This window comes from Endozoicomonas montiporae CL-33, from assembly GCF_001583435.1.
In the GTDB taxonomy this organism is placed as follows: Bacteria; Pseudomonadota; Gammaproteobacteria; order Pseudomonadales; family Endozoicomonadaceae; genus Endozoicomonas_A; species Endozoicomonas_A montiporae.
The window spans coordinates 876,256-899,610 of record NZ_CP013251.1; the positions used below are offsets into that span (position 1 = coordinate 876,256).

Annotated in this window: 21 protein-coding genes; 10 read left to right on the plus strand and 11 right to left on the minus strand. The window is 48.2% G+C overall.

Annotated elements, in window-relative coordinates:
* Positions 1–96 precede the first annotated feature (96 nt).
* The gene (locus EZMO1_RS03895) at positions 97–369 is read right to left on the minus strand and encodes a hypothetical protein (protein ID WP_034872270.1); all 273 of its coding nucleotides are present in this window, start codon (positions 367–369) and stop codon (positions 97–99) included.
* Between the two features lie 336 nt (positions 370–705).
* Here EZMO1_RS03895 and EZMO1_RS03900 point away from each other — a divergent pair, with 336 nt between their 5' ends.
* The 3 genes from EZMO1_RS03900 to EZMO1_RS27195 all read left to right on the plus strand — a co-directional run bounded on the left by EZMO1_RS03900 (position 706) and on the right by EZMO1_RS27195 (position 2,694).
* Entirely contained in the window at positions 706–1,356 is a 651-nt protein-coding gene (locus EZMO1_RS03900; RefSeq protein ID WP_034872271.1) for a hypothetical protein, read from the plus strand.
* A gap of 105 nt (positions 1,357–1,461) precedes the next feature.
* On the plus strand, positions 1,462–2,391 hold the full coding sequence (locus EZMO1_RS03905) for a DDE-type integrase/transposase/recombinase (RefSeq protein WP_201772121.1): 930 nt from the start codon (positions 1,462–1,464) through the stop codon (positions 2,389–2,391).
* A 123-nt stretch (positions 2,392–2,514) separates the two neighbouring features.
* Positions 2,515–2,694: a hypothetical protein gene (locus EZMO1_RS27195; protein WP_201772122.1), complete on the plus strand. Its 180-nt coding sequence runs from the start codon at positions 2,515–2,517 to the stop codon at positions 2,692–2,694.
* A gap of 98 nt (positions 2,695–2,792) precedes the next feature.
* Here EZMO1_RS27195 and parE read toward each other — a convergent pair whose 3' ends face one another.
* Positions 2,793–4,685: a DNA topoisomerase IV subunit B gene (gene parE, locus EZMO1_RS03910; RefSeq protein WP_034872273.1), complete on the minus strand. Its 1,893-nt coding sequence runs from the start codon at positions 4,683–4,685 to the stop codon at positions 2,793–2,795.
* 238 nt (positions 4,686–4,923) lie between these two features.
* Here parE and EZMO1_RS03915 point away from each other — a divergent pair, with 238 nt between their 5' ends.
* Complete coding sequence (locus EZMO1_RS03915; protein ID WP_051789198.1) at positions 4,924–6,414, plus strand: AMP-binding protein; 1,491 nt, start codon at positions 4,924–4,926, stop codon at positions 6,412–6,414.
* 68 nt (positions 6,415–6,482) lie between these two features.
* On the opposite strand, the gene EZMO1_RS03920 is transcribed toward EZMO1_RS03915, so the two are convergent.
* From EZMO1_RS03920 to focA, 4 genes are all read right to left on the minus strand, one after another.
* Positions 6,483–7,880 (minus strand): MFS transporter, encoded by a 1,398-nt coding sequence (locus EZMO1_RS03920; RefSeq protein WP_222842189.1) that lies wholly within the window; start codon positions 7,878–7,880, stop codon positions 6,483–6,485.
* Between the two features lie 369 nt (positions 7,881–8,249).
* Complete coding sequence (locus tag EZMO1_RS03925) at positions 8,250–8,867, minus strand: YqiA/YcfP family alpha/beta fold hydrolase (RefSeq protein ID WP_034872274.1); 618 nt, start codon at positions 8,865–8,867, stop codon at positions 8,250–8,252.
* A gap of 14 nt (positions 8,868–8,881) precedes the next feature.
* A complete protein-coding gene (locus EZMO1_RS03930) occupies positions 8,882–9,427 on the minus strand; it encodes an LOG family protein (RefSeq protein WP_034872275.1) in 546 nt (181 codons plus the stop codon).
* A gap of 208 nt (positions 9,428–9,635) precedes the next feature.
* Entirely contained in the window at positions 9,636–10,487 is an 852-nt protein-coding gene (gene focA, locus EZMO1_RS03935; RefSeq protein WP_034872276.1) for a formate transporter FocA, read from the minus strand.
* Positions 10,488–10,822: 335 nt separating this feature from the next.
* Here focA and EZMO1_RS03945 point away from each other — a divergent pair, with 335 nt between their 5' ends.
* Positions 10,823–11,362, plus strand: a complete 540-nt coding sequence (locus EZMO1_RS03945) for a hypothetical protein (RefSeq protein ID WP_145912461.1) — start codon at positions 10,823–10,825, stop codon at positions 11,360–11,362.
* A gap of 227 nt (positions 11,363–11,589) precedes the next feature.
* On the opposite strand, the gene EZMO1_RS03950 is transcribed toward EZMO1_RS03945, so the two are convergent.
* Both EZMO1_RS03950 and EZMO1_RS03955 read right to left on the minus strand, forming a co-directional pair.
* Entirely contained in the window at positions 11,590–13,020 is a 1,431-nt protein-coding gene (locus tag EZMO1_RS03950; RefSeq protein ID WP_034872279.1) for a S41 family peptidase, read from the minus strand.
* A 226-nt stretch (positions 13,021–13,246) separates the two neighbouring features.
* Complete coding sequence (locus EZMO1_RS03955; protein WP_051789200.1) at positions 13,247–14,407, minus strand: murein hydrolase activator EnvC family protein; 1,161 nt, start codon at positions 14,405–14,407, stop codon at positions 13,247–13,249.
* Between the two features lie 107 nt (positions 14,408–14,514).
* Between EZMO1_RS03955 and EZMO1_RS03960 the strand changes: the two genes are divergently transcribed.
* The gene (locus EZMO1_RS03960) at positions 14,515–16,107 is read left to right on the plus strand and encodes a hypothetical protein (protein ID WP_145912462.1); all 1,593 of its coding nucleotides are present in this window, start codon (positions 14,515–14,517) and stop codon (positions 16,105–16,107) included.
* Positions 16,108–16,159: 52 nt separating this feature from the next.
* Here the strand turns inward: EZMO1_RS03960 and EZMO1_RS03965 are convergent, their stop codons facing one another.
* The gene (locus EZMO1_RS03965) at positions 16,160–16,531 is read right to left on the minus strand and encodes a hypothetical protein (protein ID WP_034872283.1); all 372 of its coding nucleotides are present in this window, start codon (positions 16,529–16,531) and stop codon (positions 16,160–16,162) included.
* Between the two features lie 435 nt (positions 16,532–16,966).
* Between EZMO1_RS03965 and EZMO1_RS03970 the strand changes: the two genes are divergently transcribed.
* The 3 genes from EZMO1_RS03970 to EZMO1_RS03980 all read left to right on the plus strand — a co-directional run bounded on the left by EZMO1_RS03970 (position 16,967) and on the right by EZMO1_RS03980 (position 18,576).
* The gene (locus EZMO1_RS03970) at positions 16,967–17,407 is read left to right on the plus strand and encodes a helix-turn-helix domain-containing protein (protein ID WP_051789201.1); all 441 of its coding nucleotides are present in this window, start codon (positions 16,967–16,969) and stop codon (positions 17,405–17,407) included.
* A gap of 59 nt (positions 17,408–17,466) precedes the next feature.
* Complete coding sequence (locus tag EZMO1_RS03975) at positions 17,467–18,006, plus strand: IS630 family transposase (RefSeq protein WP_051789202.1); 540 nt, start codon at positions 17,467–17,469, stop codon at positions 18,004–18,006.
* Between the two features lie 240 nt (positions 18,007–18,246).
* On the plus strand, positions 18,247–18,576 hold the full coding sequence (locus EZMO1_RS03980) for a hypothetical protein (protein ID WP_034872285.1): 330 nt from the start codon (positions 18,247–18,249) through the stop codon (positions 18,574–18,576).
* 125 nt (positions 18,577–18,701) lie between these two features.
* Here the strand turns inward: EZMO1_RS03980 and fusA are convergent, their stop codons facing one another.
* Positions 18,702–20,738 (minus strand): elongation factor G, encoded by a 2,037-nt coding sequence (fusA, locus tag EZMO1_RS03985; RefSeq protein WP_034872286.1) that lies wholly within the window; start codon positions 20,736–20,738, stop codon positions 18,702–18,704.
* 155 nt (positions 20,739–20,893) lie between these two features.
* Between fusA and EZMO1_RS03990 the strand changes: the two genes are divergently transcribed.
* A complete protein-coding gene (locus tag EZMO1_RS03990; RefSeq protein ID WP_034872287.1) occupies positions 20,894–21,874 on the plus strand; it encodes a ribonuclease Z in 981 nt (326 codons plus the stop codon).
* A 27-nt stretch (positions 21,875–21,901) separates the two neighbouring features.
* Here the strand turns inward: EZMO1_RS03990 and EZMO1_RS03995 are convergent, their stop codons facing one another.
* Positions 21,902–23,086, minus strand: a complete 1,185-nt coding sequence (locus EZMO1_RS03995; protein ID WP_145912463.1) for a hypothetical protein — start codon at positions 23,084–23,086, stop codon at positions 21,902–21,904.
* Between the last annotated feature and the right edge of the window lie 269 nt (positions 23,087–23,355).

The following is a 23,355-nucleotide window of genomic DNA, read 5'->3' on the forward strand; positions in this document are numbered from 1 at the left end:
AAGTCGAAATAATGCACCATCGTACTTTATTTGTGCTGACTCCGTTTATTCCTTAAACACACAATTTATTGGATACTACATGAACAGACCATTCTATCATGTTGATTCCAGCATAACTTCAGTCCCTTCCCTGCTTAAAATGAAGAACCCACAATGCTCAGTGAACAAACCAATCTCATGATGTTCTGGCGCATCAATAACCAATGGATAAAACAATTTTGCTGAGGAGCCGTCTTCAAACGTGACATTAGCAACCTTATCGGCTTCAAAGTCGTAACTCCAAAGTTCACATCTATCGTTAATCCCTTTTGATAGTAGGAAATCTTTGATTTTCTGCTGCCACCGCTTGGGCAAATCACTGTGCTGCATTGGAAATACTTAGTCTGTTGATGTAGGTGAAAAGAGAAATGCCGATGAAACAGGTAGGCGAGAAAATGACCACTCTGGGTAAGAGAGACCAATCGCCTTTCCTAAGCAAAATGAGAATGGTGTCGCTTGAGCAAAACTTTGACTCAGAGTGGGAGTGACAAAAAAATTGAATTTAGCATTTATCTTCTTGGAAGTCTGCGACCAATCGAGGCATAGGAAAAAGGGTGATAAAGCCTCAGCCTAAGCAGCTTAAAATCTCCTCATGACTGCCAGAAGTCATAACAATAGAAGACAGTAATATGATATGAAATACAATCAAGCTGACTTACCCCAAACATGAACGATAGCAACTTCAAATTCCTGAAAGGCGTCAACGACATCCTCTACCGCCTTGCTCTTGCCGCAGAACGCAACTATCCGGATGACCCAAACACCACCATGGTCAAGCTGCGTATGTTTGGTGAAGCATCAGCTAAGCATATCGCCAAACTCCTCTGCATCGAAATCCCTGAAAAACAACATGAGCTACTCCGGGAGCTGGCAAAAATCCCATGGGTAGACGACTCCATCATCAGCGTTTTCCACAAACTGAGAAAGCTGGGCAACATAGCCGTTCACGATTTTCATGATGATCTGGGTGATGCCGAAAACTGCCTCCGTTTATCGTTTCGTTTGGCAATCTGGTATTACCGCCTGGTTAAGCAGGATTCTGATTTTCCAGCTCCCATGTTTGTGGTGCCAAAAAGCCAGCAGGACGACGGTCTTCAATCAGAAGTTCTTAATCTGAAAGAAGAGCTTCAAAAAGCTCTCAACGTCAAAACCGAAACCAAAGAAGAACTGGCTGCTAAGGCAAACCAGCTGACACAGGGGGGCCCCGGCATGTTGCATTTTGATTTTTTGATGATTCTGGTGGGCATGAGTACCACCTCTCACTACAGCCTCATATGTATTGAGGGTAGTAGAGAGGTGGCAGTCTCACCAGCTTGAGTCTTCTCCAATATGAAATGAGCCTAAAGAAGCAGAATGTTTCCAACATGAAATGAGCCTCGCATATTTGGGTCTTTCGTCCATGATTACTGGATGAAAATCATTATGAATACGAGGTTCATTAAGACCCTTCAGCAGGTTAAAGAACTGCTCGATCAGGCACCGGTGCTGGAACCCGGATGGGAGTCAAAAGATGAATGTTATCAATGGGTTGAGGAGGTTCTCAGGCATTTCCGATACAGATTGCTTAACCGCTCAGAAAAGGGGCTTATCAAACGATACCTGACAGTTGTTACAGGCTACTCAAGGGCGCAAATCACCCGTCTTATCCAGAAATACCTTGCTACGGGCCACTTAAAGCGCAAGCAGCATACTAACAACGGTTTCAGTAGTCGGTACAGAAAGGCTGACATAAGACTTCTTGCAGCTACAGACAGGCTTCATAATGGCCTGAATGGGGCTGCTATTAAAAAGATCTGCGAAAGGGCTTACAAGCAGGGTGACAAGAGCTATGATCGACTGAAGGGTATCTCCATCTCTCACATATACAATCTAAGAAAGTCGAAGACATACCGAAACATCCGGACGCCTAAAGACGTCACCAGACCGACAAACAAGGCAATTGGCACACTACAAAAGCCCAGGCCAGAAGGACAACCTGGCTTTATCCGTATTGATACTGTGCATCAAGGTGATCAGGATAGAGTCAAGGGCGTCTACCATATCAACGCTGTCGATGAAGTCACTCAATATCAGGTAGTTTGCTCTGTTGAGAAGATTAGCGAGACATTTCTAATCCCTGTACTGGAAGAACTGCTAGCCACTTTCCCCTTTAAATTAAAGGGTTTTCATTCAGACAACGGTTCAGAATACATCAATGGTCGTGTATCGGATTTGCTTGAGAAACTCCGTATAAATTTCACAAAATCAAGAGCCAGAAAAACAAACGACAATGCACTTGTAGAGAGCAAGAACGGAGCCGTTATCAGAAAAGTGCTGGGTTATACTCATATTCCTCAGGAGTATGCGACTTAAGAAGTAAATGAATTCAACAGAATTCACCTTACGCCATATCTTAACTTTCATCGTCCATGTTTTTTTGCTGAAACAGAAACAGATGCGAAGGGCAAAGAAAGAAAAAGATACCGTTATGAAAACATGATGACACCCTACGAAAAATTCAGAAGTCTTCCCAATAGCGAAAGCTATCTGAAAGACGGAATTACTTTTGAAGAGCTTGAGGAAAAAGCTACAAGCATGAGCGATAATGAGGCAGCGCAACAGTTACAGGTTGCCAGAGAATCACTGTTTCAATCAATATTTGAACGAAAGGCCTGAAAGCACTGGCTTGACGCCTCTTTCAGGCTCATTTTGGGATTAGAAAATACTGCTTGTGGTAAAAACTCACCAGTTTATGGTGTTTCCATCACCAGCAGTCAGGAAATATCCACCAGATCCCCTTTCGACTCCAACCAAACCTTCCTGTCAGACGATCTTTTCTTGGCCAGTAACATGTCCATACGCTGTGTAGTTTCGGTAATGTCTTCATCCAGAGACAACTGAACCAAACGACGGGTGTCGTCAGACATAGTCGTTTCACGCAGTTGCAACGGGTTCATCTCACCCAGTCCCTTAAAGCGTTGGACGTTTACCTTGCCGCGTTTTTTCTCGGCCTTGATGCGTTCAAGAACACCTTCTTTCTCATCTTCATCCAGTGCATAGAACACTTCTTTAGCGACGTCGATTCGATACAGTGGCGGCATGGCTACATAAATATGACCGCGTTCCACCAAAGGACGGAAATGTTGGACAAACAGGGCGCAGAGCAGGGTGGCAATGTGCAGACCGTCGGAGTCGGCATCGGCAAGGATACAGATTTTGCCGTAGCGTAAACCGTCCAGTTTGTCAGAGCCCGGATCAACACCCAGTGCAACAGAGATGTCGTGTATTTCCTGAGAACCCAGAACTTCGCTGGAATCCACTTCCCAGGTGTTCAGGATTTTACCGCGCAAAGGCAAGATTGCCTGATACTCACGGTCACGCGCCTGTTTGGCAGAACCGCCCGCAGAATCACCCTCCACCAGAAACAGCTCGGTGTAGTTGAGATCCTGACTGGCGCAGTCGGCCAGCTTGCCGGGCAGAGCAGGGCCCTGGGTGACTTTTTTGCGAGCTACTTTTTTGGATTTGCGCATGCGCTTCTGGGCATTGTTAATGCACAGTTCGGCAAGCTGCTCACCCTCAGCGGTATGCTGGTTCAGCCACAGACTGAAGGCATCTTTGGCAACGCCGGAAACGAACGCTGCGCATTCACGGGAAGACAGGCGTTCTTTGGTTTGACCCGAGAACTGCGGGTCAGCCAGCTTGGCAGACAAGACAAAAGCGCAGTTTTCCCAGATATCATCCGGCCCCAGCTTTACACCACGGGGCAGCAGGTTGCGGAATTCACAGAACTCGCGAATAGCATCCAGCAGTCCGGTACGCAGACCATTAACATGGGTACCACCCAGCGGGGTTGGAATCAGGTTGACGTAACTTTCGGTGAGCAGTGTGCCACCTTCAGGCAGCCATTGAACCGCCCAGTCAACAGCTTCCTTGTCACCTTTCAAGGAGCCGGTAAAAGGCTCGGATGGCAGTGTCGGGTATTCGTGGGTGGTGCCCCGCAGATAATCCTTCAGGCCGTCTTCGTAATACCACTCAGTGGTATCACCGGTGTGATGGTCAACAAACTCAACACGCAGACCCGGACACAAAACGGCTTTGGCACGCAGAACATGCATTAGTCGGGAGACCGAGAATTTTGGGGAATCGAAGTATTGCGGATCAGGCCAGAAACGAACGGTGGTACCGGTGTTGCGACGGCCGCAGGTGTCGATCTCGTGCAGGTCTTTATCTTTGAAGCCGTCTTTAAACGTGATCAGGGATACCTTGGCATCACGTCGAACGGTGACTTCCAGAACACTGGAGAGTGCGTTTACTACCGAAACGCCCACACCGTGCAGACCACCAGAGAACTGGTAGTTTTTGTTGGAAAACTTACCACCGGCATGCAACCGGGTAAGAATCAGTTCGATGCCTGAAATACCGTGTTCCGGATGGATATCCGTCGGCATGCCCCGGCCATCGTCAATGACTTCCAGAGAGTTGTCTTTGTGTAAGATAACTTTGATTTTGCTGGCGAAACCAGCCAGAGCTTCATCGACACTGTTGTCGATAATTTCCTGGGCCAGATGGTTCGGCCGGGTTGTGTCGGTGTACATACCCGGACGTTTACGCACCGGGTCCAGACCACTGAGTACCTCAATGGCTTCTGCGTTGTATTCGTTACGCATGGAATCCTTATCAGCTGGAAAGCATGATCAAAAATGCAGTGATCGCGATAGTGTATCGTCAGTTCCAAATGCAGGCAAAAACACCTGATCAGTCAGACGGCTTTTTGCACTAAGTTACAGGTTAGCGACGTTTTAATTTCTTTATCGACTATTCAAGTATTCTGATACTTCTGAACACTGTAAACCTGCCTTGGTGTGGCTATACTTTCGCCACTTTTACAATAAGGTTACTGGTCTGATGCCGTTTCTGTCACAGCTTATTGGACACCCTGCCGACAGTGTTGCAGTCATTGACGAGACTGGTGAACACACCTATGGAGAGTTAATCGAACAGGCCAGAATTCTTTCCGCTGTACTTAAACAGCAGATTGAAGCCGAACGTCCGTTTATTGCTTTTCTGGCTGGACGGGATGCTTTGTCAGTGGTGTCTTTGTTGGCCATCTGGCTGGCAGACGGCATTGCTGTTCCACTGGATCCGATGATGCCTGTGCCCGAATGGGAATGGCGGATCAGGGACGTTGACGCAAATTATCTGATTTATGCACCGGGCAAGGAGGGGGATGCCAACTACCTGATGCAGCGTTGTGGCATTGCTATCATTAAAGCCACCGGTCATGAAGCCGCTCCGCCTAACCTTATTACTCTCGATCAGCAAAAAGAAGCTGTTGTTATTTATACCAGTGGTACCAGTCGTTACCCGAGAGGTGTCGTTCACACCTTTGGCTCCATAGAGGCTCAGGTAAAAACCCTTTGTCAGGCATGGAACTGGTCACCGGAAGACCGGCTGTTGCATGTTTTGCCCATTGCCCATATTCATGGACTGGTTTGTGGTCTTTTATGTACATTGGCAGCCGGAGCCAGTTGTGAGTTGATGCCTTCCTTTAAAACAGAAAGTGTCTGGGAACAGCTGGCCAGCAGGCGATTTTCGTTATTCACTGCTGTACCGGCTATTTATCAGTACATGCTGGACTCGTGGAGTAAATCGACCGAACAACAACAGGGTAACTGGCAACGGGGAGCCAGTGCCCTGAGGCTGGCTATTGTCGGATCATCACCTTTGCCTCCTTCGGTGCACAATCAGTGGCAGAAACTGACTGGCAAACCCCTTCTGACTCGCTATGGCCTGACCGAGGCAGGCATGGTGTTGTCTCAACAGGAACATGGAGAGCGCCGGCCGGAGTGTCTTGGCAGTCCTTTACCAGGCGTCAGTGTTCGTCTGGTGGATGAAAGTGGCAATGAAGTCAATGGTGTGGGGGAGCTGGAGGTTCGCAGCCCGCAAATGTTTAAGGGTTATCACGGCAAAGACGATCTGAATCAGAGGGTGTTCGATCACGGCTGGTTTCGAACCGGTGATATGGCAATGCTTGACCACGAACAGTACCGATTGCTGGGGAAACGCAGTATCGACATTATTAAAACCGGCGGCTATCGGGTGTCAGCACTGGAAATTGAAGCCATGCTGGATGCCCATCCCGGCATTCGGGAGTGTGCCATTTTGGGCACGCCCTGTGACCGGCTGGGGGAAGCGATCTGCGCCTGTGTTGTACCCTTGTCCAGACATATTGACCTGAAGGAAGTGCGGGAGTGGCTCTGCATGGAGGTCGCATCGTACAAGCTGCCCACCAAAATGACCCTGCTGGAGCAGTTGCCCAGAACGCCTTTGGGAAAGATTGACAAACAAGGACTGAAAAGAGAACTCAGCTCGCCTTCGCAGACCTTTCTTACCTGATGATATACCTTCGGTGTGATGACTGAACGAACGGGCGCTGTCGTCCAGTCATCTTCATTACCATTCCTTCAGTGGTTAGCGGGTTCTGACTTTGCAGAAACTCGCACAAAATGCGTAGTGAACAGTCGGTATAGCCGTTTTTTGTTTCCAGAACGCTTGCCCGATGTTATGGGTACGGTGGCGGGCTGAGGCTGGGCGAACTGGAAATTAGGGTTTGGGTGCATGTTTTCCCATACCCACAATAGTAATAAAAGTATCAGTGCCAGAGCGCAGGCTGCGGCCAATAGTTCAAAGCAGGCATCCCAGCCAAACAGATCCAGTACTTTTCCAAGCACAAGATTGGCAGACGTAGCGCCGAACAGGTAGCCAAACAGTCCGATGAATCCTGCTGCGGTTGCAGCAAATTGCAGTGGCACCAGATCGATAATATGCACATGTACCAGCATCACAGGTCCATAAATCAGAAAGCCGGTGGCAATCATGGACATCATGGCGTAGGTGGTATTACCAGCCGGACATTGCCAGTAACAAAGCAACGAAATTAACACCAGTGTGGTAAACAGTGCATTGACAGGAGCCCGTTGGCCTCTGAAGTGTTTGTCACTCAGGTAGCCGCAAATCAGGGTGCCGGGGATAGCAGCGTATTCAAAGGCAAAAAATGCCCAGCTTGAGGTTTGAAAGCTGAAGCCTTTAGATTCCTGCAGATAGACAGGAGCCCAGTCGATAATGCCGTACCGGACAAAGTAGATACAGGCATTGACGACAGCCAGCATCCATATAGGCGGTAGCTTCAGGCAGTGCTGACCAAAAAGCCGGAAGGATTGTCTGAAAGAATGGCTACCTTGTTCAATGCCTGACGTTTCTGCTGATTGTGTGGAATGTGCGGGAGGCAGGCCACAATGCCCCGGGCTGTCTCTGAGCAGAAAATAGCAGCTGATCGCTATCACGATGGCAATGGAGGCCGGAAAGTAAAACAGGCTTTGCCAGTCGCAGAACAAGGCAACTGCCAGTATGGCAAGTGGTCCCAGCAGGCCGCATCCTGCGTTTTGCGACAGACTCCACAGGCTCATGGCAGTACCGCGTTCCTGACGTACAAACCAGTGTGCGATCAGTTTGGCACTGCAGGGCCAGCCTGCCCCCTGCAGGCAGCCATTCACAGCCATCAGACCGACCATGACCATTAACGGAAGTTGCAGAAGCGGCAGGAATCCCAGACTCAGCGAAACGCAGCCTGACAGTATCAGGCACAGAGGCATGAGTTTGCGAACATCCAGCCGGTCGGCAAACGTTCCCATAATAAAGTTACTGATGCCATAACTGAGTGACAGGGCACACAGCGCCATCCCCAGCTCTGTTTTGCTGTAGCCCTGATCAATAAGATCGGGCATCACCATGACGAAGTTTTTCCGCACCAGGTAATACGCGGAATAACCCAGGAACGTACCTCCAAGTACCTGCAGGCGCAATCTTGAGTATCGTTCATGCTGTACCCTTGAGTATCCGTCAGGCACAACGGAGCACTTTAGAAATGACTGCATACGGCGTTTGATATCCAGATGATAAGATGCGAAAAACTGCTTCAGAACAGTAGGCTGAAGAGTCAACGGGTAGAGTGGTCTGTTGAACGTTGGATTTCAGGTCGTGTCAGTGATGGCTTTCTTCTTTCAATAAACAACAGTGACCAGCTATTGAACGGGGTTTGTCAAATAAGCTGGTAAACAATGTAGCACCGGATTGAAATTTTGCCGTATAAATGTTGACCGAAGGGAAAAGTGTGCTGAAGTGGTGTTGATGTCTTTTTCAACCTTCAAAAAAACTGACCAGTGCTATGACGTTTATAGCACCGGTTTTTCTGACAGAAAATCGAAGATGGTGGGCAGCATGTCATCATAATGCTCAAAAGCATGGCTGCCGCCTTTCTGAGTAATGATATGGCTTCTGGCATACTTTTCCTGAGCCTTTCGGTAGTCCAGGGTTTCGTCACCTTCCTGCACCATCAGCAGAATGTCACGGGCGTTGTCGAGCCAGAAGGTTTCAAGCGACTCTAATGTGGCCACATGCTCTGTGGTCAGCTCCCACTCTTCACCGGTGTGAAAATTGGTTTGTTTGCCCAGGTACTGCCGGAACAGTTCGTAAGGACGAACCGCCGGGTTTATCAGCACCAAACGGGTGACAATATCCGGATGCAGATAGATCAGGCGCTGCATCAGCCAGGTGCCATAGTAGCCGCCCAGAGAACTGCCAATGATATAGACAGGGCGCATGCCGTATTCACGACGAATGCGATCAGACATCAAACGTCTGGCCTGCTCAGGATGGCAGGGTAGATCGGGCACCCATAAGTCAATGTCCAGTTTGTTTTTATGGACGTAGTGTATTGTCTGCTGAGCTTTGGTGGATCGGGATGAACTGTTTAATCCGTGCAAATAGATAAGCAGAGGCGTTTTTGTCATTGTTTGTCCTGCTGTTATCCCATTCTTGTTATCAGGGTGTCCAGCAATGGCTCCGGTTTTTCGTCAACCGACAGTATATCGGGCAGTGATTGTGTTACATAGCCCTCGGCATTAGCGTGATCCATAAATTTCAGCAAATGATCAAAATAGCCACTGACGTTTAATAGTCCGGAAGGTTTGTCATGGGCTCCAACCTGCAGGAGCACTATGTACTCGAATAACTCATCAAGCGTTCCGGTGCCCCCAGGCAGGGCAATACAACCATCGGAGAGATCACACAGCATCTGCTTTCGTTCATGCATGGTGTCAACAATATGCATTTCTGTCAGCGACTCATGGGCTTTTTCCAGATCAACCATCATTTGAGGAATCACGCCGACCACCCGGCCACTCAGTGACAGAGCGTGATTGGCGATGTGACCCATTAAGCCAATATTGCCTCCGCCATAAACCAGAGTGATATCTCGCTTTACCATGGCTTCCACAAGATCAAGTGCTGCCGCTTTATACTCCGGACGATGGCCGGTATTGGCACCACAGAAAACACTGATACTGGTCATTGAGTCTCCTTGATAAAAGGTTACGTGCATGAAGGCAAAAAGACGGAATACGATCAATAGTATCAGGTGAGTTATGACTTTGCTGTTATAAAGCAGAAAGATAAAGGGAGAGCGTAAAGAGAAGAAGCAGCCAGATAGAATAAACCCCTGTAAAGATCAGGGGTTTATCAGAAAACATAAGTCGTAAGTATCGACCATCAACAACGGATCAGTCGCGCAGGTGTACGAACCAGTTACTCAGGCCAACCATAACACCACCGCCAAGAATGTTGCCGATAGTAGCAGGGATCAGGTTCATCACCACCATGTTGTACAGGTTAATGTTGCTGAAGTATTCAGCCGTGTAACCGGTATTGGCCCAGAACTCAGGTGTTGCAACGGACTTGATAAAGTAACCCATTGGCAGCAGGAACATGTTGGCCACGGAGTGCTCAAAACCTGCAGACAGGAAGCAGGCAACGGGCAGCATGCAGGCAAACATTTTACCCATGGCATCGCGGGAACTCAGCGTCATCCAGTAAGTCAGGCAGACAACCAGGTTGCACAACACGCCCAGCAACAGCGCCTGCACAAAAGTGTGACCCAGCTTGCCGTTGGCGATATACATGTAGTTAATGCCCACTTCGCCACCGGCACCTTTGAACTGGCCAACCGCCATCAGCATGGCAACCAGGAAGAAAGAACCTGCCATATTGCCGAAATAAACCAGTGACCAGTTTTTGGTGATCTGGCCAATATTGATACGACGGGTTGCACGCCCCATCAGCAGCAGAGTGTTACTGGTGAACAGCTCGGCACCACACAGCACGACCATCATCAGACCCATGCTGAACGACAGACCGCCAATCAGTTTAACCATACCGTAAGGCATGTCGCCGGAGCCGGTGGTGACCACGGTATAAAACATACCAGCCAGAGAGACAAAAATACCGGCAAGAATAGCCAGCACAAAAGTCACCTCAGGGTGTTTTTTGGTTTTACCAACGGCGGCATCTTCTGCCAGACGGGCGATTTCAGAGGGAGGTACAACTCCGGATTGTGGCGAGTTACCAGTTTGCATAACGATTTTCCATGGGGAGTGAGCAGTTGATCGTGTGTGCAGGCTGTTCTGGCTGGTTTGTAAACAGCGGGATGATCTCCGTCAGCACACGGTCAGCAAAAGCGCGAAAGTTTATCAATGGTGTCATTGCAGAGTCAGAAGGTGGATGTACGCCTTTTTTTTCGGAGTGTACGTACATAGTAGTTGATCTTGAGTTAATTTCAGGAGAGGATAAGTAGACGGCTTCCATCTTTCGTCAACACACTATCTTCAACTTGCGGAAAGCCTTTGGGAATAGAAGTTAAATTCCTGCTTATCAGGACCTGTTCGTGTCATAAAGCCCGGGGGGAAGGGTGATGCACCGTAGTCCATTGATGATTTCTGCAGTTTTTTTGCTGGTGGGCACAGTCCATGCGGCTGACCCTGTGTTGCCTGCTCAGAACGATTCGATCAATAAAGCACCTGTTAAAACCAGTACGTTTAATGTGCGTGCTTATCCCGGTCATATGTCCGATCTGCAGGCTGCTGAAAAAGAGTCCAAAACCCATTCAACCGGCCTTGTGATAGACTACTACCCTTTTGAAACCAGTGGTTTCAGGGTCTCTGCGGGGGCTTATGGCAGTGATCAGAATCATGTCACTGACTCCTATTCTGCTGTGGGTAACAAGACGTATCTGGGGGTTGGCTGGAAGAAATTACTGGACGACGCCAACCGTCTGGACGTCAGTGTTGAAGTGGGTGCGTTTTTCGGTGAAGAGAGCCGTCTGGAATCTTCCCAGCTGGGTAATTCCGGAAATAGCGACACGGGTGATATTGTAGACAGTCTTGATGCTTTAGAGTCGGCGGTGAAAACCGTGAGGCCAATGATCAGCCTGGGTATTCATTACCGTTTCTAATCATGCGACGCATCTATTTGTTTATTGGTTTTTTCTTTTTTTGTCTGGCACTGTTTTTTGCTGCTTATGGTTATTATCTACTGATTCGTGCACCCGGTAGCGATATATCTGCAATCGAGTTTATTGAAAAGGTTATATCGAAAATCATTCGACTCATGATCAAGTGAGAGTGGTATTGCCAGACGCTTTACAGGTAGTGGAGGGCGACCAGTGCCGCCCTCGCATCGTTATTTAGCTTCAGCCACCTGTGGCTGGTTGCTGGCCTTTTTCGACTTCTCCTCTTTTTTCCAGGTAGCAATGTGCATGCCTTTCAGTACGTTCAATGCCTGACTCAGTTGATAATCTTCTTCAGCAAGACTCTTCTCCACCTTGGCGTCTTTGTTATCCTCAGCTTTGGATTTCTTGCCTTTGCCATTGGTCAGGTGCCCCTGAAGATTGGCTTCTTTGTATTGTTCAACAGATTCTATCGGTGTCACCTTGGCGCGCGGCAGGACAATATCCGGCTTAATGCCTTCTGCCTGAATAGAGCGACCGCTTGGCGTGTAATAGAGGGCAGTGGTCAGTTTCAGACCACGCTCGGAATCAGCGCTCAGAGGCAGTACGGTCTGAACTGAACCTTTACCAAACGACTGGGTACCCAGCAATACCGCACGGTGATGATCCTGTAAGGCACCTGCCACAATTTCTGAAGCAGAAGCCGAGCCGCCGTTAATCAGAACGACCAGAGGCACACCGTTGGACGGGTCTGTGCTTGAAGCATTAAACTTCAGGTCGGAATTAGGAAGGCGACCCTTGGTGTAAACAATCAGTCCTTCTTTAATAAAGCTGTCTACGACACCAACGGCGGCCTGTAGAACGCCTCCGGGGTTGTTCCGCAGATCCAGCACAAGACCTTTCAGTTTTTCATCTTTCTGGGCTTTCTTCAGCTTGCCCAGGTGCGCCAGAAGCTCTTTATCTGAATCGGACTGGAACTGGCTCAGGCGAATATAACCATAACCTTCTTCCAGTGTTCGGGAGCGAACGCTCTGCACTTTGATGATGTCACGTTTAACCGTAATTTCCAGCGGCTTGGGTTCACCTTCACGGACAATGGTCAGTTTGACGGGTTCACCGGGTTTGCCTCGCATCCGGTCCACCGAGTCCATCAGGGTCATTCCTTTCACGCTGGTGTCATCCAGTTTGATGATCAGGTCACCGGGTTGAATGCCGGCTTTTTGTGCCGGAGTATCATCGATGGGGGAAATGACTTTGATGAAGCCATCTTCCATTCCAACTTCTATGCCCAGACCACCAAACTGACCAGAGGTGTTGATTTCCAGTTCTTTAAAATCATCCGGTTTCAGGTAGTCAGAGTGAGGGTCAAGGCCGGAAAGCATGCCTTTGATGGCATTTTCAAGCAGGGTTTTGTCATCCACCTCCTCGACATAGGCCGTTTTTATGCGCTGCATCACCTCGGTGAACGTTCGCAATTCTTCCAATGGCAAACGGCCTTTCTCACTGGCTGCCTTGGCACTGTCTGCGGGCTTGCTGGTTTGGGTTTGCTCTGTGGCAGGTTGTTTTTCACCAGCAGGTGCTGTCCAGCCAATGGTTGAGTAACCGGTTGATAAGGCCAGAATGCTGGCTAATAACAGCCGGTTAAAGCGAAAAGTCGTTGTCATGAATGCTCCTGCAAACTGTTATGAGAGTTCAAGTATAGGAGGCTGGCGTGATTGCATGGCGTAGCCATAATATTGTACTCGTCTATCAAAGAATTGTGTCCATCTCTTCAAATCGGCGCTCTTATAAAAGTGCTCTGTATAAAAGTGCTTTGTATAAAGAGTGCCCTGAAAACAGAACTGTCGCTCTATCTTCTATCGGTTGTCCGTTGTGCATCTTCAACTGAAGCTATCGAGTTTGCAGCCAGCGGGAAGGGTTTTGCGGTTTGCCCTGGTGACGAATTTCAAAGTACAGCCCGGGTTGTTCCAGTCCACCGCTTTGTCCTGTCAGTGCCAGAGGTTCTCCGGCGAGCACCGTTTCTCCTTCGGCTTTTAACAGCCATTGGTTGTGAGCGTAGAGCGTCAGGTATTCATCACCATGATCCAGAATGATCAGCTGACCAAAGCCTCTTAACCAGTTAGAGAAAATGACAGTACCGTCATGAACGGCATTCACCCGGGTACCGGAATCCACTGCAATTAAAACACCTTCCCAGCTCATGCCGGTTTCAGGGCGTTTTTCCTGATAGCCGTAAATGACTTCGCCCCGTACCGGCCACTGCAATCCACCCTGATTGCTGGTGATAGGTTGCAGGGCAGCTCGGGCAGCCAGTTGCGACAGAATGGTTTCCAGCTGATCCCGCTGCTGGTCAAGGCTTCTCAGCTGCCGGTTACTTCTGCTCTGGCGCTCGCGTAGCTGGCTGACCAGACGCTTGCGCTGTTCCTGAACCTTGTTAAGGTCATCCCGCTGTTTTTGCAGGCTGTTTCGCTGTCGGGTCAGGTTAGCAATCATTTGCTGCTGTTCGCGGGTGTTGTCGTCAATTTCCCTGAGGGTGTTTTCAAACGCGGTAATAGCATCCAGCTGAGCCTGCTGAAGGTGCTTTAAGTACGTCAGATGACGTGAAATATCTTCAGGATTCTCCTGATTCAGCAACAGCTTAAGCCGGTTATCCCGGCTGGCAAGGTAGGCTGAATGAACACTGTTGGCGATGTGGTTTTTTTCTTTATTTTTTTTCGCCGTCAGTTTCTGCTGACGGCGCTGGAGCTTTTTTATCTGTTTATCCCCATCCTCCAGCTGACCTTCCAGAGAGCGAATAGACTGGCGCAGCTGGCTCATTTCCTCTTCCGAACGTTGAAGTCTGCGTTCTGTTGAAGATCGCTCTTTATTGAGTTTGTCCAATAGTTCTTTAAGTTGCTCGATATCGCTGCTAATGGTTTCCAGCTGGGCTTCGGTGGTTGCCTTTGTTGCTTCATCTTCTGTTGCACTGGCAAAGCAGCCGGGACTGACCAGAGAGAACAGGGCAACCAGAGAGAGCAAAAGCACTGGCGGCGTAGCGGTGGGTTTCATCATTGAACGTTACAGGTTGTTTATTTAGTACCTCAGTATGCCTTTAATCAAACCTGCAAAACAATGACAAAATCTGGACGCCGGAGCAGACCTGGTCAATACTCGGCCAGGTGAATCAAGTACATAACCATAGTCATATATCTATTGTTATCTGGCTATGCTTCAAGAATCACGCATTTACTGAATTTGATATTGCCATGTTCATTAATTTCAAAGTATTGGGGCGCTGCTGTTCTCTCTGCAGCTTCTGTTTTATGTTTCTCGCTGCGGCGACCGGACAGGTAAAAGGCCATGAAGCTATTCATGCCGCGATTACTGTCAAGCCACTGTTGTCCCAAACCGGTACGCATTGTGCACTGATTCAGCCACTGGATGCGTCGGCCATCACTCTTCTGGAAACACGCCGTATTGATGCTCTGATCGGAGCGGGTGGTGACGAACCATTTCCACTGGCTACTGAAGTCAGTATCGGATTGTTAGCCTCAGACGTGGGGGAGAATGGGTCAACCTCCACTGTTCACCTGACATACAACACTCTGTCGAATAAGATTAATGCCGTCTGGAACATGGTGATATTCGCAGTCAGCGCTTATCTTCAGCTACCGGAAAGGGCCGGTGATACTGTAATGACGGTGGATACCCTGCTGGTAGGGCGAAATAATGAAGGCATACAATTTATATCTGCCAGTGGACGGGGGGAAGGCAAAAAAACGCAGGTTACGCCGTGCCATTCTCAAAATGAAGTAAATAAAACGGGTCAGCATTCTGGTCAAGGGCTTGTTGCGCAAAGGTTTCAGGGTTGTGGCAGTTCGGGTGGAAGTGGAGATGAACCACCGGACAAACCTAGACATACGGGGACACTTAATTGTCCTCTGTGCAATGGGTACTGTGACAAACTTGAAAGAAAATGCGCTCGTGAAAAAGAGATCAGAACTGTTGAGCGGGAAGTAATAGACAAAATTGCAGAATGCTTTGGCTATAGGAAGCCGCCGCAACTTTCAGGTAATCGAGCAGGTAATCGAGCACTATACACTCTACAAGATTATAGTACTCACAAGGGTAAAAAGCTTCAGTGTAGCAAAATAGATATTTTGGCTATGGCGCTTCAGGAGCTAAGGGCAGATCAACAGAGTGGAACACTACTACTTCAGCAACAGGTTGCTGATTCGAAGTCTGTTAATTCTATGGCATCAAAAACTCTGAATGTGCAATGGCAGCAAACTGCTTCGTTGCAAAATCCGTTTTCTCTGGCTCAGGCAAATACAGTTGTAGCTTGTCATGAAGATTTGTCGCATTTGGGGGCGGCTGCGTCGCATAATCAAGAGTGCTGCATGCTAAGGGAGGAGGAGATTCAGCAGTTGAAAGCAACACTGTCTCAGATGCAAATTGCACTTAATGCATTAAATATAGAATACGAAGAGCTGAAAAATGAATTTGATACTTTGGCAATAGCAAGCTTTTTAGAGGAAGATGAAGATGATGATGAGGCTGAAGAAATGCTAGCAAGAGAGTCGGACTCTCTCTCATTAATGCTGTCGAAGAGTCAGCAAAACGAGCAAAGGTTAAATTCTGAATTGGATAATCTGAGGCAAGAGATAAGTTTGTTAAAGCTGCAGATAGCTCTGTTGCAACAGAGGCAACAAAGAGCAAATGATGGAGTACCACGTGAACAGACAATATGCTGGGGTTATTGGCCCAACTGAGGATTGCTGCTTGCAAAAAGGTTATGAACAGCTTCTAACAGGTTACCATCGTTCACTCAACAACATAGGCTTCCACTTCCCCTCCACAATCCTGATAGCACTGGTCATAGTCACGTTCACAGGCAGAGGTGTTGGGGGAAGAGCAGAATTCGTGAAAGCCCATGAAACAACCGGAAGCCGCTTCTTTATCCTTGCTGCGCAGGCGGCAGTTTTCTTCCTGCATCCTGCGCATTTTTTCCTGCATTCGACATTGCTCATAATGGGACTGGGCATATTCGCGGCACTGGGTTCGGGAATTTTTGCAGATAGCCACGCACAGCAGCCCGTTGTCTGTGGTGGGTGGGAAATAGCGATAGCGAATGGTTGGCCCCATATCACAACCTGCCAGTAGTGCAGGGAATACAAGAGCCGCAAATTTTTGCATGAAACGTTTGTTCAAAGCACTTTTCACCCGCTTTTGTCCGTCACAGAACGATGGCCATGAAGATGAAGGGATGATTATAGACGGTATAGCATCAATCAGAAAAAAATCAGACTTCAGACATCCCAACTTCTTCAGAGCAACACTGATTAAAATGTAAAGGTTTTAAAACACGGGGCCGTTAGCTGGTAAAACCGTGAAAGTCGGCTTTAATTTCTGTGAGTCATATTCTCCGCCGCTTGCGGCGAACTACTTAGAGAACTAACTTCATATCCCGCCTCTCGGGGCGGATAGTTTGTTTTTCACTCACTATCTACACTACGATTTTCCGCATAGCTAACTAAATTGTTATTTATTTGATCAAGTACTTATTGACGTGAGCCAAAACTTTCCGAGTAAGTTTCCGGTATAAATTGCGCCTCTGTTTTTGAGGCGTATATGAGCAAAATCGACGGTCGTAAAATCCCACATCAAGTTCGTGAATCCATCCGCATGCAAGCCGTTCAACAATGGCTTGACGGCATTTCCGTTCCTGAGCTATCTGAACTTCACGCAACACATCTGTCTTGCGTGTATCTCCGGGTGAATCGCTATAAGGAAGGCGGTTTTGACGCTTTAAAGACTCGTCCAATTCATGGTCGCCCACCCAAGCTGAATATTGATCAACAAGAGCAGCTCACTCAGATTATTTCACTAAAAAATCCAACTGATTTTGGGTTCTACAAAACCATGTGGACAAGAGATATTGTCGCTTCAGTCATTAAGACTGAGTTCAATGTATCCATGCACCCTGCCGCTGTTGGGAAGATGTTGCGCCGCTGGGGGTTGTCGCCTCAGCGTCCTGTTCGCAAAGCCTGGCAACAGGATCAAAAAAAGTAGATGAATGGTTAACAGATCGTTACCCGGATATCCGGCAACAAGCTGAAGAAAGCAATGCCTTGATTTATTTTGCTGATGAATCAAGTGTCCGTTCTGACTATCACAGTGGTACAACCTGGGCTAAAAAAGGCTGCACTCCAATTGTTGAAGCAACAGGAGCACGCTTCAGTATTAACATGATTTCAGCGGTTAGCGCTGAAGGAACTATGCGGTATATGACGATCCCCGGACGCTTTAACACTGATGTGTTTATTTGCTTTTTAAAGCAGCTGGTTACTTCTCATGACCGCCCCATCATTGTTGTTACTGATGGCCCCCCGGCCCATAAGGCAAAAAAGGTGCAAAAATATATAGAGCAGGAGCCAAGGCTGCTTGGAGTTCATATTCTGCCAGCTTACTCACCTGAGCTGAACCCGGATGAATCGGTCTGGGGTTATCTCAAATCAGGCCATCTTGGCAGAATGACGCTGAGAACCAAGGGCCAGTTTCTTCGAGCAGTGCGGACATGCTTGAAATCCCTGCAACGTCTCCCACGAAAAATACAGGGATTTTTCAGGTCAGAACATACAGCTTATGCATGTTTGGAGACTTTTGTCTGATGGCTTTGGCACACATCAATACCTTTTAGGAGTATAGTTTTGGGATTTAAAAAAACGGTAGTGGCTTTCTTCGCATATTTATTGCTGACCAGTTACGCTTGTGCTAATCCAGTGTTGCAGAATCCAGTGTTGCAGGAAAACAAAACGTTCAACCCCTTGTGTCAGTAACGTGTTCATATCACCCATCCGGCATCTGACGGGTCTACGGGTGTCGAGTCAGCATCTGCTTTTGTTCATGCAGTGGCCTATGTTGAAAACAGCAGCTTTTATTCATTGTGGTTTACCTTCCCTGTTCCAGCGTTTGGCATTGAGGAAACTTTCCGGCCCCATGTTCCCGAGCATGAACGGACAATTATCCAGAAACGCATTTCGTTGACATTTGAGGTCAACTACACGGACATCAACAAAGCAACTGCGCTCTCAGATAAGTTTGATATCACCTGGGATAACTACACAATGATTGCCAGCAAGCCCTGGCAGGCTTATTTTCGTGTTGAGAAGTTCAGATGCAAAAAGGGGAACGCAGGTACTTCTGACAAGTCGGACAAAAAAATGGATACTATGTATTAATCAAGTGTCATCAGGAAATGTCTTAGTTGCTGATGGATTGAAGCTGTCCAACGCATAGGTAAATAAAGAGAGCCCGATGAAAGCGGGCTCGTGCTCGTATACATCATCGATGATTGAGATCAGTATCAGCTCTGCCAGGCTTTCATCAGCTCTTTCTGAATGGGCACTGGCAGGCAGTCATAATGCGAGAACTGCATACTGTACTCACCATCACCGCCGGTCATGGATTTCAGTGTATTGCTGTAGCCGGATACATTCGCCAATGGCGCTTGAGCGTGTACGGTGACTTTCATGTCTCTGCCAGCATCCGTACCGGTGACCATGCCACGTTCACTGGCAAGGTGTCCGGTAATATCGCCCATTGCCTGATTGGGAACGGTGATATCCATTTCAACAAACGGCTCCAGTACGACCGGATCGGCCTTCTGAATAGCATCCAGAAACGCTTTCTTGCCCGCAGCAACAAAGGCAATTTCCTTGGAGTCAACGCTGTGGTGTTTACCGTCGTAGACGACAACACGAATGTCCTGCATCGGATAACCGGCAATGGCACCTGAGAGCATGACTTCACGAACGCCTTTTTCTACCGCAGGAATATACTGTGTTGGAATGACGCCGCCGACCACTTCACTGGCAAATTCGAACCCTGCTCCTCTGGGAAGTGGTTCGATACGCAGGAAGACTTCACCAAACTGACCGGAGCCGCCATTCTGTTTCTTGTGTCGGTGGTGTCCTTCCGCTTTGTTGCGAATGGTTTCCCGGTAAGGAATGCTGGGGATAGCAGTGGCCACTTCCAGACCGTAAACCTTAGCCATCTTTTCAATGGACAATTGCAGGTGGGTTTCTCCTAGTCCCAGCAATACGGTTTCATTTTCCCGTTCACGGTGTTCGATGGTCAGGCTGGGGTCTTCAGCCACCAGTCGGTGCAATACTTCTGACAACTTTTGCTCATCGCCACGATGTGCCGGTGAAATGGCAAGGCTGGCCATTGAAGGCGGGAATTGCAGATCTCTCAGGTGATGATGATCTTCATCGTGAGAATCGTGCAACACGCCGTTAAAGTGCAGGCTGTCGATTTTTGCGACGGCGCAGATATCCCCCGGGAACGCTTCGCTGACTTCTGTCGTCTTGCTGCCCTGCAGTTTTAGCAGGTGGGCAATACGAACCGGCTTACGTGCGTCGCCAAGGAACAGTTGATCACCGTTTCGAACGGTTCCCTGATGAACTCTGAATACCCCCATTCGACCGATATAAGGGTCCATGGAGACTTTGAAGACATGGGCTATTGTGTGTAGTTCAGGGTCGGGAATCACTGACACGGGTTCTGCCTTTTCACCTTCACCTTTGAGGAACAGAGGTGGGTTTCCTTCTGCCGGTGTCGGCATCAGTTCGCACAACGTATGCAATAGTTGTTCTATACCCGCATCCGTTTCTGCCGAGGTGAAGCAAACAGGAATTAAATGATCTTCACGCAGTGCCTGTTCAAAAGGATCGTGCAGCTGGGGAGGCTGAAGGCTCTGTTCCTGCTCCAGATAAAGCTCCATCAATGCTTCATCCACCTCAACCACCTGGTCAATCAACTGGTCATGGGCTTCTGCCACAGAGCTCAAAGCCGTGGGTGTGTCGTATTCCGGTTCAAAGTAGCAGTCAACCATTCGACTACTGTCTTCTGAAGGCAGGTTGATGGGCAGGCACTGTGCACCGAGTTGATCCTGAATGTCCATTAACAGGGATTCGAGGTCAACTTCGGGCTGATCGCACTTGTTGATAATAATTAATCCGCACTTTTTGCGTTCGTGCATTTGTTCAAATGCCCGGCGGGTAACCGGTTCGATACCATTCTGGGCGTTAATGACCAGTGCTACCGATTCCACCGCAGGCAGAATGCTCATGGCGCGGCCAAAGAAATCGGGATACCCGGGAGTGTCGAGAAGGTTTACATGAGTATTGAAATGATCGAATTGAAGAATACTGGTTTCGAGAGAATGTCCGGCGGCTTTTTCCTGGTCGGTAAAGTCGGATACGGTGCTTCCCCTGCTGACCTCGCCTTTCTGGTTAATGGCGCCGGAGGCGTGCAGCAGGGTTTCCGCAAGTGCCGTTTTCCCGCTGCCAGCGTGACCCAACAGAGCTATATTACGAATGTGGTCGTTGAATGCGGCCATCTCATCTCCTCCTGGTCCCGAATAGGAATTGTTGTTCTTGCCTTCGAGTATATGGATGTGTGCTGTCGTTTATGTTGTCCTTGGTCAATGCTAAGTGTTTATACGTGTTATGCTGTAGCTGTTCATGTTGAGCTTTTGCGAGGGGTGACTAATTTATGAGACTGACTTTTTTAGGCACTTCTGCAGGCGCTCCTACTCTGGAGCGCAATGTAACGGCTCTGGCACTGGCTATTGATGAACAGAAAGAGTGGTATCTGGTGGATTGCGGTGAAGGCACGCAACACCGATTGATGCGCAGTCGCTACACGCTGTCCGGTTTGAAAACCATTTTTATTACGCATGTTCATGGCGATCATATGTTTGGCCTGCCCGGCCTGATCACGACCGCCAGTATGCAGGGACGAAAAGAACCTTTGACCATTTGTGCGCCAGACGGGGTTGAAAGCTTTGTTCGCCATGCCCTGAAGTGCGCCGATGTGTCGCAGTTACCCTTTTCTTTAAGGTTTCAGGCAACGGATGTGGAAGGCTTTGCGTATCAGGATAAACAGCTGGCTGTGACAGCTCATGAGCTGTCTCATCGGGTACCCAGTTATGCTTACCGTTTTGCCGAGTGTTGTCGCCCAGGTGCACTGGATCAGGACCGGCTTAATGAGTTGGGCGTGCCAAGAGGCCGGTTATGGGGCGAATTGCAAAGTGGTCAGTCGGTCACGCTTGAGGATGGCCGGGTGATTGAGCCAGAACAGGTTCGTCAGCCGCCTGAACCAGCCAGAATTGTGGTCATTGGGGGTGATAATGATAAACCGGCTTTGCTGCATAAAGCATTACAGGGGGCGCAACTGCTGGTACATGAAGCCACGTTTACAGAAGATGTTTTCCAAAAGGTTGGCCCAAAATATATGCACAGTACCGCAAAGATGGTGGCGGAAGCTGCCGAACAGGCGGGTATTGACCACGTTATTCTGACGCACATTAGCGGTCGATATCGACGAAAACCCAAGGCTGGCGAATACGGTGTTGAACTTTTGAGGTCGGAAGCGAAACAGTATTTCCGTGGAGCGGTCAGTCTGGCTGAAGACTGGGGCTGCTGGCAGCTGTTCAGGGATGGGAGACTTGAGCAAATAAAAGAAGACAAATAACGGAGGGCCATGCCCCTCCGTTATTGATCAGTATTGTTCAGCACCAGCCAGTCGTGCTGTCATGTGAACCACTGCATCGTAGGAGTGCTGTTCCAGGGATGTCTTGGATACCATTTTAAGTTGAAAGCCGTGCTTTTTTCCTTCCTTATTAACGTATGCCATGATTGCCGGGAATACATCGTAAATAACGGTGTTGGAACCAATAACCGGAATATCAATAATATCTGAAGCTTCACTGTCACTCTGGAATTCGTGAAGTAGTTTTTTTAGTACAGGAAGCTCACGGGTGATTGCCTTGGCCAGTTGCACTCCACCCTCTTTGATGAGTTTTTCAGTGATGGTGTGTAGCCAGATAGGCTGAATTCTCTTTTTAGCGAGCTCCAGGGTTTTTATGCCCAGTTCATTATTGTTTTTGAATCCATTAAAGTGGTTCGTAACTTCTTCCGCTGTCATATTAGGGTACAGAGCTAGCATTTCTTTCCTGAAGTCTACTCCTTCATTTCGTTCCTGTTCTTTACGAGAGCACTCATTACCAAAACAGGGTATTGGTGTTGCTGAAGTCGCTACTTTGGAATAAAAAAGGTCGCTAATGATAAATCCAAGGCCATATGTGCCACCTTTAGGAAGGTTTCTATTAACCCTTTGGTACTTGTCATTGGTGTATTGATATCGACTAATCGATTCCCATTTGCTGAGTGGCTTGTGTGATGATGGCTGAGCTAAAAACATGATGTCATAGGTAGCTTTAAACAGTGTCAGGTGTGGCTTGGGATCGACTTCGCCAGCGAGTTGCAGAATGAAATCCTGATCTCCACTGCCATAAATGGATTCTTTTGTAATCTTCAAACCATTAGTTGCAAAAACTTCGACAATATGATTTTTGGCCAGCTCTTCCCGCCTGCGGGTATTCTCTGGAGGAAACAGTTTTGGGTGAGTGCCGTGAATGGTTTCGTAACCTGCGACCGATATGACTACTGAAAATTCGGCATCTGATGCTTTCAAACCGGCTTCGTTCACCAGTTTTGCCTGCTCTACCATTATTCTTTCGGTGAGCTTTTTAGCGGTTTCAGGAAACTCCAGCTCAGGATGATTTTTTTTGGTAACGGCGATATTACCTGCGTAGCCTTTAAAATCCTGATCTTCAGAGAACGTCACTGCTGTTGAAGCCAGCAACTCATTACGCCCGCTATCGCCAGCTTTAACCAAAAGCATCTTCGCCTTTGAGTTTTCACTGTAAAGCAAGAAGTCGTATTTCTGACCAGCCAAGACGATGGGACAGACAATCAGAACAAGTATGCACGATAGTACTTTTTTCCAGAGTTTCATGGGTTAGAACCGACCTTTAGAGTTATCAACAGTAAAAAGTAGCCTATTCATGCCGAACTGCCGGAAAACTTTGATGTAGCTGGTCAGTATTCACCCCTGAACCATTCTTCTGGCAGTCGTGCTACAATCGCCAGCTTTTGTGAAAATCTCACTCA

Bases quoted from the DNA above. Each gene is read 5' to 3' on its own strand.
- EZMO1_RS03915 (WP_051789198.1), top strand. From the start codon at position 4,924: ATGCCGTTTCTGTCACAGCTTATTGGACACCCTGCCGACAGTGTTGCA.
- EZMO1_RS03955 (WP_051789200.1), bottom strand. From the start codon at position 14,407: ATGATGAAACCCACCGCTACGCCGCCAGTGCTTTTGCTCTCTCTGGTT.
- EZMO1_RS03990 (WP_034872287.1), top strand. From the start codon at position 20,894: ATGAGACTGACTTTTTTAGGCACTTCTGCAGGCGCTCCTACTCTGGAG.
- EZMO1_RS03930 (WP_034872275.1), bottom strand. From the start codon at position 9,427: ATGACCAGTATCAGTGTTTTCTGTGGTGCCAATACCGGCCATCGTCCG.
- EZMO1_RS03905 (WP_201772121.1), top strand. From the start codon at position 1,462: ATGAATACGAGGTTCATTAAGACCCTTCAGCAGGTTAAAGAACTGCTC.
- focA (WP_034872276.1), bottom strand. From the start codon at position 10,487: ATGCAAACTGGTAACTCGCCACAATCCGGAGTTGTACCTCCCTCTGAA.
- EZMO1_RS03895 (WP_034872270.1), bottom strand. From the start codon at position 369: ATGCAGCACAGTGATTTGCCCAAGCGGTGGCAGCAGAAAATCAAAGAT.
- EZMO1_RS03965 (WP_034872283.1), bottom strand. From the start codon at position 16,531: ATGCAAAAATTTGCGGCTCTTGTATTCCCTGCACTACTGGCAGGTTGT.
- EZMO1_RS03970 (WP_051789201.1), top strand. From the start codon at position 16,967: ATGAGCAAAATCGACGGTCGTAAAATCCCACATCAAGTTCGTGAATCC.
- EZMO1_RS27195 (WP_201772122.1), top strand. From the start codon at position 2,515: ATGATGACACCCTACGAAAAATTCAGAAGTCTTCCCAATAGCGAAAGC.
- EZMO1_RS03950 (WP_034872279.1), bottom strand. From the start codon at position 13,020: ATGACAACGACTTTTCGCTTTAACCGGCTGTTATTAGCCAGCATTCTG.
- fusA (WP_034872286.1), bottom strand. From the start codon at position 20,738: ATGGCCGCATTCAACGACCACATTCGTAATATAGCTCTGTTGGGTCAC.
- parE (WP_034872273.1), bottom strand. From the start codon at position 4,685: ATGCGTAACGAATACAACGCAGAAGCCATTGAGGTACTCAGTGGTCTG.
- EZMO1_RS03925 (WP_034872274.1), bottom strand. From the start codon at position 8,867: ATGACAAAAACGCCTCTGCTTATCTATTTGCACGGATTAAACAGTTCA.
- EZMO1_RS03995 (WP_145912463.1), bottom strand. From the start codon at position 23,086: ATGCTTTTGGTTAAAGCTGGCGATAGCGGGCGTAATGAGTTGCTGGCT.
- EZMO1_RS03945 (WP_145912461.1), top strand. From the start codon at position 10,823: ATGCACCGTAGTCCATTGATGATTTCTGCAGTTTTTTTGCTGGTGGGC.
- EZMO1_RS03900 (WP_034872271.1), top strand. From the start codon at position 706: ATGAACGATAGCAACTTCAAATTCCTGAAAGGCGTCAACGACATCCTC.